This is a genomic window from Gottfriedia acidiceleris, from assembly GCF_050457485.1.
Lineage (GTDB): Bacteria > Bacillota > Bacilli > Bacillales > Bacillaceae_G > Gottfriedia > Gottfriedia acidiceleris_D.
The window spans coordinates 26,112-39,004 of the sequence record NZ_JBCMJM010000003.1 but is presented as its reverse complement, the minus strand read 5'-3'; the positions used below and the strand labels follow the sequence as shown (position 1 = coordinate 39,004).

General features: G+C 33.0%; 11 protein-coding genes. 7 read left to right on the top strand and 4 right to left on the bottom strand.

The features are described 5' to 3' along the window. The first annotated feature begins 17 nt into the window (after positions 1–17). The 6 genes from glsA (at position 18) to ABEY15_RS02955 (ending at position 3,758) form a co-directional block, all read left to right on the top strand. Positions 18–974: a glutaminase A gene (glsA, locus tag ABEY15_RS02980; RefSeq protein WP_429888350.1), complete on the top strand. Its 957-nt coding sequence runs from the start codon at positions 18–20 to the stop codon at positions 972–974. A 445-nt stretch (positions 975–1,419) separates the two neighbouring features. Further along, entirely contained in the window at positions 1,420–2,169 is a 750-nt protein-coding gene (locus ABEY15_RS02975; protein WP_429888349.1) for a sulfite exporter TauE/SafE family protein, read from the top strand. A gap of 111 nt (positions 2,170–2,280) precedes the next feature. Beyond that, the gene (locus ABEY15_RS02970) at positions 2,281–2,772 is read left to right on the top strand and encodes a DinB family protein (RefSeq protein WP_429888348.1); all 492 of its coding nucleotides are present in this window, start codon (positions 2,281–2,283) and stop codon (positions 2,770–2,772) included. An 11-nt stretch (positions 2,773–2,783) separates the two neighbouring features. Continuing rightward, positions 2,784–2,927, top strand: coding sequence for a hypothetical protein (locus ABEY15_RS02965; protein ID WP_429888347.1), 144 nt, complete (start codon positions 2,784–2,786; stop codon positions 2,925–2,927). Between the two features lie 5 nt (positions 2,928–2,932). Further along, positions 2,933–3,259: a GNAT family N-acetyltransferase gene (locus tag ABEY15_RS02960; protein ID WP_429888346.1), complete on the top strand. Its 327-nt coding sequence runs from the start codon at positions 2,933–2,935 to the stop codon at positions 3,257–3,259. A 16-nt stretch (positions 3,260–3,275) separates the two neighbouring features. Continuing rightward, positions 3,276–3,758, top strand: a complete 483-nt coding sequence (locus ABEY15_RS02955; protein ID WP_429888345.1) for a methylated-DNA--[protein]-cysteine S-methyltransferase — start codon at positions 3,276–3,278, stop codon at positions 3,756–3,758. A 68-nt stretch (positions 3,759–3,826) separates the two neighbouring features. Here the strand turns inward: ABEY15_RS02955 and ABEY15_RS02950 are convergent, their stop codons facing one another. The 4 genes from ABEY15_RS02950 to ABEY15_RS02935 all read right to left on the bottom strand — a co-directional run bounded on the left by ABEY15_RS02950 (position 3,827) and on the right by ABEY15_RS02935 (position 10,266). Then, the gene (locus ABEY15_RS02950; protein ID WP_420488282.1) at positions 3,827–4,978 is read right to left on the bottom strand and encodes an AI-2E family transporter; all 1,152 of its coding nucleotides are present in this window, start codon (positions 4,976–4,978) and stop codon (positions 3,827–3,829) included. A gap of 180 nt (positions 4,979–5,158) precedes the next feature. After that, positions 5,159–7,081, bottom strand: coding sequence for an LTA synthase family protein (locus ABEY15_RS02945; RefSeq protein ID WP_429888343.1), 1,923 nt, complete (start codon positions 7,079–7,081; stop codon positions 5,159–5,161). Between the two features lie 394 nt (positions 7,082–7,475). Beyond that, entirely contained in the window at positions 7,476–9,353 is a 1,878-nt protein-coding gene (locus ABEY15_RS02940; RefSeq protein WP_429888342.1) for a vWA domain-containing protein, read from the bottom strand. Between the two features lie 19 nt (positions 9,354–9,372). Further along, complete coding sequence (locus ABEY15_RS02935; protein ID WP_429888341.1) at positions 9,373–10,266, bottom strand: AAA family ATPase; 894 nt, start codon at positions 10,264–10,266, stop codon at positions 9,373–9,375. A 385-nt stretch (positions 10,267–10,651) separates the two neighbouring features. Here ABEY15_RS02935 and pflB point away from each other — a divergent pair, with 385 nt between their 5' ends. Further along, positions 10,652–12,877, top strand: coding sequence for a formate C-acetyltransferase (pflB, locus tag ABEY15_RS02930; protein WP_429888340.1), 2,226 nt, complete (start codon positions 10,652–10,654; stop codon positions 12,875–12,877). The last annotated feature ends 16 nt before the right edge of the window (positions 12,878–12,893 follow it).

Here is a 12,893-nt window from a genome sequence, read left to right as displayed (position 1 = left end):
AATAAACAGGTGATTTTATGACGCAGAATGGATTTCGAGAGGAAAAAGAAGTTCACCATATGGAGGAATTGAAAATCCTTATTGAAGAGGCAAAGGAGTTTATTCAGTATGGAAAAGTAGCCAATTATATTCCTGCTCTTGCAAAGGCAAATAAAAAGGATTTATCGTTGGCTGTGTTTTTGCCTGATGGACGACATTTTGAGGCTGGAAATACGAGCATTCGTTTTACTTTGCAAAGTATTTCGAAGGTAATTTCGCTCGCTTTAGTTTTAATGGATCGTGGAGAAGATTATGTATTTGAGCGAGTAGGGATGGAGCCTACTGGTGATCCGTTTAATTCAATTGCAAAATTAGAAGTTAGGTCTGCTGGAAAGCCGTTAAATCCAATGATTAATGCAGGGGCTTTGGCAGTTACAAGTATGATTAAAGGTCATAGTATAAATGATCGCTTTAATCGACTTTTAAACTTTATGAGGGTTTTAACAGATAATAAAGATCTTTCTTATTCTAAAGAGGTTGCTACATCAGAATTTGAAACAGCGCACTTGAATAGATCGCTTTGTTACTTTATGAAAGAGCATGGAATTATTACTGAAGATGTTGAATTGTTATTAGATTTATATACAAAACAATGTTCAATCGAAGTTAACTGTGTAGAAATGGCGAGAATAGGACTTATTTTCGCGCTTGATGGTTGGGATCCAATTTCTAAAACGCAGCTTATACCTGAAAAAATAGCAAAGATTTGTAACACTTTTATGGTTACTTGTGGGATGTATAATGCATCGGGTGAGTTTGCGATTAAAGTTGGAATTCCTGCTAAAAGTGGTGTTTCTGGCGGTGTTATGGGTGCGGTACCTCGCCGATTTGGAATTGGTGTTTATGGACCGTCACTTGATGAAAAAGGAAATAGTATAGCCGGTATAAAATTATTAGAGTTACTGGCTTCACGATATAACTTGAGTATTTTTTAAACATATAGGGTTGTCCATAAGTCAGGTTAATTGACGGATGGGCAAGCTCTTTTTTTGTTGAGTTGGGGTATCTTGTCAGTATTATTCATTTATGAGGGATTTTACTGCTACTCTTTATAGTAAACTAGCAAATTCTTTCCGTTTTTTATCCGATTAGGGAATACTTAGAGCAATTTTGCTATTAATCCAGTTGAAATTAGCTACTTCAGCACAACTATTACGTTCTAATGCCTTTACCACTATAGGTATTTTTCTAATTTATTTTCGATTTTCGAAATTTAATTGCGGTCGTCGTTTATTTACACCAAAAGTCCCAACCCTCCTTAAATTACTCTCCTTAGTCCCGCTATTCCATAATCAACCACATATAATAAGGTCTTTAGTTTCCCTTTTTTCGAATATTTTGTGTATAGTAAGGGTAGACGCGAAAAAGGGAGATAGGAAAATGGACTCACTATTATTACTTTTTATTTTAGGAATCGGTGCAGCAGTAGTTGGAACATTAGCAGGTGGCGGGGGATTAATTACACTCCCGATGATGATTTTTCTTGGTATTCCTATTCAAACGGGTATTGCCACAAATAAGTTTGCCTCAGGTCTGGGGTCGTTTAGTAGTATTCTTTATACAATTAAAAAGAAAGATTTTAAGGCCTCAGTTATTTTTCAATTTATATTAGTTTCGCTCATTGGTGGGGGAATTGGTGCATTTGTAACGAGTATGTTAGATGAACATGTAATGAATATTGTGGCATTAGTTTTATTAACTGGTTCATTATGGCTAACATTTGCAAGTAAAAAGTGGAACTATGAAACTACGAATAAAAGTGGTGTTGAAAAGCAAACACTGCTAGATAGGGGCATCTTAACGGGGATTGGTGTTTATGATGGGGGCTTTGGTCCAGGTTCTTCAACATTTGCAATCTTGTATTTTATTAAAAAAGGGTTTACTTATGTTAATGCAGTTCAGTTGGCTAGAGTATTAAATTTTGGGAGTTGTTTATCAGCATTTATCATTTTTTATATGACAGGTCACTTCCAATGGAAAATTGCTGTGACGATGGCTGCTGCTTCAATTGTAGGTAATCAAGTAGGGTTAAGATTTGCGGAATTTGTTCCAATGAAGTTAGCCAGAATTCTATTAATTTCAGTTTCTGTTTTATTAATTGTTCAAGTAAGTTTAAAGTTATTTGTATAAACAAAACAAGGTCTGTAGGTATATACAGACCTTTTATTTTTTTTACTTAAAGGTAATTTTTACCACTTGGTAGAATAGCTTAATTAATCAAAATTGTAAGAGGTGAGTTTAGTGAATCTGAAGGAATATCAATGGGTAAAAGAAAATCGTGAAGCATTGTTAAATTTTTGTGGTGAATTAAAGCCTGAGGATTTTACTCGTAAATTAGACGGGTTTGGTTTCCAAAGTGTTAGAGAAACTTTACTACATATGGCTGAATGTTATATTGCGTGGATTGGATCTTTTATATTATTGAAAACGAAAAAGCCAATTACGCCAAAGGAAAACGTTGTGAATATTAGTCTTGATGATATAAAATCAAGATTTGAACAAGCTGATTTATTCATGAGTGAATTATTGGACATGACAGTTGACTGTTTGAATAAACCAATTGTTAGAAAGATTCCATGGAGAGATCATAATGAAGAAGTATCTTTCACACCGATGAAACTGCTAGTACATACGATCACACATGAATATCATCATAAAGGACAAATTGTCTCGATGGCTCGGCAGATGGGGTATATTCCACCTAATACCGATGTTTTAGGTACAGAGGATTAAGGGGGAATAAAATGAATTTGAGGTTGGCAGAAATAAAAGACATTGAGCAGTTAATTAAGATGAGATGGGACCTTACTTTGGAAGATTACGAGTCGGGAAGAATTAAAGAGAGTGAATACAATGACTTTTACAGTGAATGTCGTGATTTTTACTAAATGCAATGAACAGTAAACAGTGGTATATATGGGTTGCTGAAATAGAAGGTACAGTTGTTTCCCATATTTATATTGAACTTATTCAAAAAGTACCCCGACCTGGTAGAGTGACCAATCCTTTTGCTTTCATGACGAATGTATATACATTAAAGGATTATCGAGGGAAGGGGATTGGAGGAAAATTAATCTCCCAAGTTAATAAATGGGTAAGCGAAATGAAGTTCGAATTTGTTATTGTTTGGCCAAGCGAGCAAGGTGTTAATTTTTATAAGCGGAACGGTTATAATCAATGTATTGAAGCAATGGAGTATTTTCCAAATTTAGATAAATAATCTAGGAGAATGATTTATGAATCAATTAGATACAGCTTATATAGACACTCCGTTAGGTACATTAAGGATCGTTGGAAATGAAAAAGGAGTAGCATATATTGATTTTGTCAAAGAAGAGAATGATGAAATTCAAAAAATAGTACCACCTTCTTTGAAGGATGCAGGAAATGAATTGATTGAATATTTCAATGGATCTAGGAAGGAATTTAGTATTCAATCAATTGCGAAAGGAACTCCTTTTCAAGAAAGTGTGTGGAGGGAACTAGTTAAAATTAAATATGGAGAAACTGCTTCATATGCAGAAATTGCTAATCGTATAGGGAACCCGAAGGCAGTAAGAGCAGTTGCGAATGCAAATGCAAGAAATCCATTAAGTATCATCGTTCCATGCCATCGCATTATTGGGTCAAATGGTAAGCTAACTGGTTATGCTGGTGGACTGTGGAGGAAAGAATGGCTCTTAAATAGAGAGCAGGGAAGAGAGACGTTTAAATTGTAAAAAAAGAGCAAGAATAATTGAAGTGTTAGGAGTAGATATCACTCCAACTTCATTATTCTTGCTCTTATTTATTCTTTTTGGTCGTTATCGTTGTTAATGTTTATTTCGATATTTGTTTCAATGTCGTCATCAATAATCTTATCTGCGAATTTTGCTTTTTTCCTTAAATTGATGATCCTAGATATATTAACAATCACTACCTTACAAATTGCATATGTTGGTACAGCTAAAACCATACCAAGTACACCAGCAAAGTTACCAGCAAATAATAATAATAAAATAATCGTTAAAGGATGAATATTTAACTTTTTCCCCATGATATATGGTGAGATTAAGTTTGAATCAATTTGTTGAACAATTAAAATAATTAGTACAACGAATAACGCTAATTTAGGAGAAATTAGAGCCGCAACGATCACTGCAGGAGCTCCACCGATAAACGGGCCAAAGTAAGGGATAATATTTGTTATAGCAGCTACTAGCGCTAAAATTAAGGCATTAGGTATCCCGATAATACTATATCCGATAAATGTTCCAATTCCAACAAAAATACAAACAATCGTTTGACCTTGAATGTATGAAGCCAATGTTTCGCTTGTTTCATTTGCAATATGAATAGCTTCATTCCTTAAGCTTTGCGGTAAAAAACGAGACATCGCAGCTGGAAATTTATGACCATCTTTAAACATATAAAACAGTATAAATGGAACTGTTAATATGATTAACGTTACATTACTTAAAATATTGAAAAACGCACCAATTCCACCAGTTATGCCACCGATAAATACTAGGGCATAGTCTGCAACTTTCTTTTCTAAATCTTTAATTTCAACGTAATTTTGACTTCCTAACCACTTCTCTAATAGGCCAATCTTATTTGTTGCTTCATTTACAATTGTTGGCATATTATTTACTAAATCTTTAAATTGTTCAGTTAAGGTTGGGAATACATTAATGATAGATACTACAGCAATTAGGATTAATCCGAGATAGAGAAGAAGAATGCCTATTGAACGGGGTACTTTTTTTCGCTCTAAAAAATCAACTATTGGTGCAAATAGGAAATATAGAAAGATTGAGACAAGTATTGGCGCGAATAAAGTACTAATTAAAATAGCAATTGGTTGAAATAAGAATGATATTTTTGTTCCAACGAATAAGACTAAGAATAATAATAGTAGTTCGATCGTCCAAAATAATAACTTAGAGTTTTTATACAATTAATATCCTCCCACTATATTTTAATTAAAAAACTATGTATAAATACCATATTATAACAAAAAGAGATGCTTGTAAAAGCATCTCTCGATGTATAGACAAAATATTAAAAGTTTGATTTTCAGACTGTTGACAAACTAAAAATTTAATTACTAGACTATGAGGTTCTTTTGAAATACCTATTACTGATTTGGTTCAGTTATTGTTTGCATTGTACCAGTTTTATGCTTGTTGCCACTGTAGAAACGGAATAAATCACCGTAAACAATATTATCTGAAAGTGTTAGCTCTTTTTTAGCTTTATCAATTAATAGTTTCGCTTCTTGATCAGGAACTTCTACTTTTTCAGCAGTTAATCGATTATAAAATTCATTAGAGCCAGCTACATAATAATATTTGCTTGTAACGAAGCTGCCATCACGGAAAACAATGAATTCCGAATAATCTGGGCTAAATAGATCTTTACCAAATTCAATATCTGTTTTTGTATCAACGCCTAAAAGATGAAGAATCGTAGGTTTTACATCAATTTGACCAGCAACCTTTGAGATTGTTTGACCTTGTTTTTGCTTAGGTAAATGAATAATAAATGGCGTACGTTGTAAATCCATATGGTCATATGGAGTAATTTCGTCTTTACCTAAGAACTGAGCCATTGCACGATTATGGTTTTCAGAAATACCATAATGATCACCATACATAACAAGAATAGTATTATCATATAAACCTGATTTTTTTAGACCTTCAATAAAGTGTTTAATTGATTCATCCATATATCGTACTGTCGTTACATAATGATCAAGTGTCTCGTCACCAGAATTATATTGATCAATGTATTGATCTTGTGGATCAAGTACGAAAGGATAGTGGTTTGATAAAGTTAAGAATCTAGTATAAAACGGTTGTTTCACTTGTGATAAAAGAGGAAGTGATTGTTCAAAGAAATCTTCATCCTTTAATCCCCAGTTTACCGAGTTTTCATCGGTAATATTATAATCTACTTCGTTAAAGTAGCGATCGTAACCTAGAGAAGGGTACATTACATTTCGATTCCAAAAGCTTTTATTATTTGCATGGAAAACAGCTGAATAATATCCTTGATCTTTTAAAATTTCAGGTGTAGCCATATATTCGTTATTTGCATGTGTAAAATAGACAGCACCGCGGTCTAATGGATATAAAGAGTTATCAATAATGAACTCAGCATCAGATGTTTTTCCTTGACCAGTTTGGTGATAGAAGTGGTCAAAATAATAACTTTCTTTAATGTATTTATTTAAAAATGGAGTTATTTCTTTCCCATTAACCTTTGCGCCAATTGTGAAATTTTGCATTGATTCTAAAGAAATAACAATAACATTTTTACCTTTATATTTACCGAAAAGCTTTGCATTTGCTTTTACGCCGTTACTATTTACATAGTTTTCAATTTCAGTTAATTTACTGCTATCCGCAAAGGCCTTTTGTGTTGAAGTCTTTGTTTGAAGTGATAAATCATAACCTTGGTAAACATATAATCCAAGATTTTTTACAAGCATTTCACGATCAAACGAACGAGTAAGCAATTCAGGTCGTTCCATTTCAGCTAAGCCTAAGTTTAAAACTGCAATTGCAATCGTAATTAAATAGTAAGTTGACTTCATAAATGAAGGTACACGACCAGTGTTTGAAAATTTAGGAAATTTCTTTGAGATCAAATATAGGATAAGAATATCAATAAACATAAATAGAATTTTAAAGCTTGCTAGTTCTTTTACACTTGATCCTAAATCACCCATATTACTAGTTTGAAACAGCACTGGTAATGTTATGAAGTCGTTAAAGAATCCGTAAAATAAAACGTTTCCACATAATAGCAAGGTTAAAATGAAATTAATCAAAAGCGCGATCGAATTACGTTTTTTCCCTTTGAAAAAAAGTGCGATCCCTACAAGGAATAATGAGGATGCCAAAGGGCTAATAAATAATATTACATTTTGAAAGACTGTATCAATTTTTAAATCGAATCCAAACAGAGTAACAATATACGTTTTTAGCCAAACTACTAACGCAACCAGTAATACGAATCGTACACGTGAAAATGTTGCTTTAATTGAAGTAGGCATAGTCTTAATCCCCCTTAAATACAAAACAAACTAGCGGTCATTCACTAGCTTTTCTTTAAATATGCATCTCTCTAAGTCGTCAAAATTTATCGTACTCCGTTTAATTTTAAAAATCAATAGGAAATACGATTTCGTTATGTAAATCCGTTCGACAAAATATTCTAACTACTTATAAAAAAAGAAATAGGCTACTAGTAAGCCGATCAGACAGTTGACAAGCGCTCGCTTTCTTCGTTACTTCGTCTGTCTGCGGTGCTCATTACCGTCTAGGGTAACTCCGCTCCTCATCAGCCTTCGTGCCTCGAAAGACAAGCGCTTGCAATCAGTCTGATCATCAAGTTATTAGAACTTTGTCTGCTACAACCTATTTCTTTTCATTTTATGGACAACTATCTTAATCTATGCTTCTTAATAATAATTTTTTTAACATTGGTTTTAATTGAAGTCTTAAATCTTCTGCATTTGATGCGATTAAGTAATGGTGCTGATAAATATTTTTCATTAATTGTGAAGTTTCTTCTTGATGTTCTTCTTCCTCAATGAATGTACCGATTACCTCAATTCCAAGTTTTCTAGCTTGTTTAACTGCTTCATGCGTATCGATAATCCCATCCTGGAAATAATCTAATGCAGAAGGTTCACCATCTGTAAATACGAGCAAAAATTTATGCTTTTCCGAACGTTTAGCGAGCTCTTCTGAAACAATTCGAATCATTAAGCCATCACGATTATCCTCTTCTTCTTGAAGTTGCATGATGTTTGGACCTACTGAAGGTGATAAAGAGCTTGAAAACGGAATGACTTGATGTAAAATATTTGGTTTGTTTTCTTTTGTAGCATTTGAAGCATCCTCCCAAAAGCCACTAATGCTATGAGAGATTTTTAATTGTTTTAATGTTTCATGGAATAAAATGACGCTTTTTTTCACTTCATCCATTTTATTAAACATCGATCCGGAGCAATCTACTAATAAGTAAAAAACAGCATCTAATTCTTTCGATTCAGTTTGTTTTTTATAAAACATTTTAGGGTTTTCTTCTGTGAAAAGTCGAATCCATTTTTTATTTAACCTACCATAGTATTTATCAGTAGGTGCATTTTGTTTATTTTCTAATGATTTTTCAATCGTCTTTCTTAGTTCTTTAACATCTTTAGAAACCATTGAAGACAATGTAGAATACTGTTTCTTTTCGGTAACTGTTTGCCCAATTGCTTCTTTGTATTTAATAGAAACATTACTATTGTATTTACCAAAAGGATTTTGCTGTGAGGAGGATGAATTCGTAGCCTCATATGAATCAGTTTGTTTTGACTTTTTATTCTCTCCTTGTTTGGAGGAACCAAATGCATTTGCAATTGCCTGATCGCCGGCCTCTTCTTCTCGTGCAAAATTTGCTTTAATAGAAGTTTTTGTACCACTTTCAACTTCAAATCGTAAAAAATTATCATCTGTTTCATTATTTTTACTTTCTCTATGCCAGGTTGATAATCTTTCATCTTCGCTATTTCTTTCATCAAGACCTTCTTGCTGGTCATCATTTTGAAGCTCTTTTACCTTACTATTACATGAGGCTAATTCGTTAATTTTATTTAACGGTAAATAGCCAAAATATGTGTGAATCATATCTTCCTTATACAGTGAAAGTAGTCTCTGCTGCACTCTAAATACAATGGAAGAAATATCACTTGTTTTCTTAGCTTCAAACGACTGGAAGAGGATGGGTAAAATATCCTCTAGTTGTTCATTCGTTTGATAAGTTAATTGAGTAGAAGTAAGTGAAAGATAAATTAAACAAAACAATTGATCTAATTGGAAATTACGCATTTCATTTGCTTTGAATTGTGATTGAAAATAATGTCTATATATTCTTTTTCTCGTAGAAAATAATTGTCTTGTACCTGGTCTTTGATGACTAATTAACTCTTCAAGTCGGATATCCTCAAGAAGGACAAACAATTGTGTTAAGAAACTTTTTAAATGAGTTTCTTGTAATTCCTTTAGTGTATCTTTGAATTCACTAAAATCTGAGTAATGTTTATTACCTAAAGCTTTTAAGTACACATCTGATTTCAAACCTTGTAACTGTGTACTATGCTCTTGTGTATCCCAAAAATGACTTACAGTAAATTTTTGTTCTTCATCGTCGTAATACGCCTGAAAATCAAATTCTAAAAATGAACTACGATCTTTCGAAAGAGAAATCGATAAATTTTCCATTTGAAGAAAAGTGGAAGCGTCGATTTTTTTATTGTTAAAAATGATTTGTTTCATATGTTAATCATCACTCATTTCAAGAAAGAAAATAACTTTCAGCTAGTTCTCTAACAGTCTCGCGCTCAATGTCATCACTTAATTTAGCGATAATTGTGCGTTCAATTGCTCGAAGTACTGGTATATGAACAGATAAATCACATGCGTCAAGTACACCACGAATACTTGCGGCATCTTCACTAATTCTGCCTTCACTTGCTAATGGGATTAAATCACTTGAAAAGCTTGTAAATTTCTTCAGAAGATCTTCATCTTTTAGCTCAGATTCATCTTTTAATAACTGAAGTAATGATTCCCCGTTAATATATGGAACATCTATAATAATGAAGCGATTTTTTAAAGCTTCATTTAATTCGCTTGTTCCTACATACCCTTCATTTATTGCGGCGATTACTCTAAAGTTTTCGTCACCTTTTACTACTTCTTGAGTAAATGGATTTGTAATCATTTTTCGATAATCAAGTGCACCATGTAGTAATGGTAATGTTTCTGGTTTAGCCATGTTAATTTCATCGATATATAAAATATGACCTTTTTTCATTGCTTTCATTAAAGGTCCATCGATGAATACTACTTCAGATCCGTTCGTATTAGAAGCAATTGTGTTGTATCCAACAATACCTTCTAAATCTAAATCGACTGAACAGTTTATGCTATGCATCGGTTGATAAAGCATTTTTGAAAGAGTCTCAGCTAAAACCGTTTTACCACTTCCTGTTGGACCTTTTAATAATATATTTTTACCAAGAAGAAGGGCAGTAATAGCATCTTCTAAAATCGTTTTGTCTTGAGAAACATATTGTTTTGTTCCGATTAATAATTGCTCTTCTTTTAGAACTTTTTGAATTTGTTCATTATATATTAAATTTAATTTTTCATTAATCGAACTAGAAAGATTTAGTTTTGTATTCATAAATTACTCCTTTTATATAAACATTGTTCAATTGGATTATTCATTTGTGTATTAACCATAGTATTATCGCATATTTGGATTGTGAATGTCTTGTCCACAAATTTCATGAATATGCTAATACAGTTACTATCTTTTGAGTATAACAGTTTGTCGTTTAACAGGAAAGTTTTCAGAGTGAATTACTATATATATGAAGCAACTGTAATTTAGTGGAAAGAACTAAATGTTTATATGAGTTAACTTTTCAACTACTTTGTTCAATATTTCACAATATGTTCATAATACAAGCGATTGTTTCAGTTCATCGTATGTTAAATTAGATACGTAATCTGTTATATACTTAATTAACTTTCTGTATTATATGCAGAAGAGGAGGAGTAATACAATGGAACAATGGAGACAATTTGAAACTGGACGATGGGAACAAACGATTGATGTAAGGGACTTTATTCAAAAAAATGTTAAATCTTATGTTGGTGATGACTCTTTTCTTTTAGGCCCAACAGATGCAACTAACAAACTATGGGATATAGTACTTAAACTATCTAAAGAAGAACGCGAAAATGGCGGAGTTTTAGATATGGATACGAAAATTGTATCTACGATTACTTCACACGAACCAGGATACTTAGAAAAAGAATTAGAGCAAATTGTTGGATTCCAAACAGATAAACCGTTTAAAAGATCATTACAACCATTTGGTGGAATTCGAATGGCTGAAGCATCATGTGAGTCTTATGGATACAAAGTTGATGATGAAATAAGCAAAATATTTACAGAATATCGAAAAACACATAATCAAGGCGTATTTGATGCCTATACATCAGAAATGAAAGCAGCAAGACGTTCTGGTGTGATTACTGGTCTACCTGATGCTTACGGTCGTGGAAGAATTATAGGTGACTATAGAAGGGTAGCGTTATATGGGGTAGATCGACTGATTAAAGATAAAATTGATACTTTAAATAAAACAACAAGTGTTATGTCAGAAGAAGTAATAAGAGATCGTGAAGAACTAAATGAACAAATGCGTGCATTAAATGAATTAAAACAAATGGCAACAAATCATGGGTTTGATATTTCTAGACCTGCAACAAACGCAAAAGAAGCTTTCCAATGGTTATATTTTGGCTATTTAGCAGCAATAAAAGAGCAAAATGGAGCGGCTATGAGCTTAGGGAGAGTTTCAACATTTTTGGATATATATATAGAAAGAGATCTTGAAGAAAGCACTTTAACTGAACAAGACGCACAAGAATTAGTCGATCATTTTGTAATGAAACTGAGATTAGTCAAGTTTGCTCGTACGCCTGATTATAATGAACTATTTTCTGGCGATCCTACTTGGGTAACAGAGTCAATCGGTGGAATAGGAATAGATGGTCGTCCACTTATAACAAAGAACTCATTCCGCTTTTTAAATACTTTGGATAACCTAGGACCTGCGCCAGAACCTAACTTAACTGTCCTTTGGTCATCAAAACTACCAGAGGGATTTAAGCAATATTGCGCTAAAATGTCAATTAAAACTAGCTCAATTCAATATGAAAATGATGATATTATGCGTCCAGAATATGGTGATGATTATGGCATTGCATGCTGCGTTTCCGCTATGACTATCGGTAAACAAATGCAATTCTTTGGTGCACGTGCAAATCTTGCTAAAGCATTATTATACGCTATTAATGGTGGTAAAGACGAAAAATCAAAAGCTCAAGTAGCACCTATGTATGCTCCGATTACATCTGAGTATCTTGACTATGAAGAAGTAAAAATTAAGTTCGACGTTTTATTAGATTGGTTAGCAGGCTTATATGTTAATACATTAAATTGTATCCACTTTATGCATGATAAATATAGCTATGAACGAATTGAAATGGCGTTACATGATGCAAATATAAAACGTACAATGGCAACAGGTATTGCAGGATTGTCAGTATGTGCTGATTCATTATCAGCTATTAAGCATGCAAATGTTAAAACAATTCGCGATGAGAATGGAATCGTTGTTGATTTTGAAATTGAAGGAGAGTATCCAAAATACGGGAACAACAATGATCTTGTAGATGATATTGCTGTAGAACTAGTTGAAAGCTTTATGGCAAAAGTAAGAAAGCATAAAACTTATCGTAATTCAATTCATACAACATCAGTGCTAACGATTACTTCTAATGTTGTTTATGGTAAAAAGACAGGTAATACACCAGATGGAAGAAAAGCAGGTGAACCATTTGCTCCTGGTGCCAATCCGTTACATGGACGCGATACAAATGGCGCTCTAGCATCATTAAGTTCAGTAGCGAAATTACCTTACGAAGATGCACAAGATGGAATTTCAAATACTTTTTCGATCGTTCCAAAAGCTTTAGGTAAGGACGAGTGTACACAAATATTAAACTTAGTAGCAATGTTAGATGGATATACAGAAAAAGGCGGTCATCACTTAAACGTAAATGTATTCAATCGAGAAACATTAATGGATGCGATGGAACATCCTGAAGAATATCCACAATTAACGATTAGAGTCTCAGGTTATGCAGTTAACTTCATAAAACTAACTAGGGAACAACAAATTGACGTAATAAATAGAACTTTCCACGGTTCTATGTAGAAATCTCTGTGTTTCA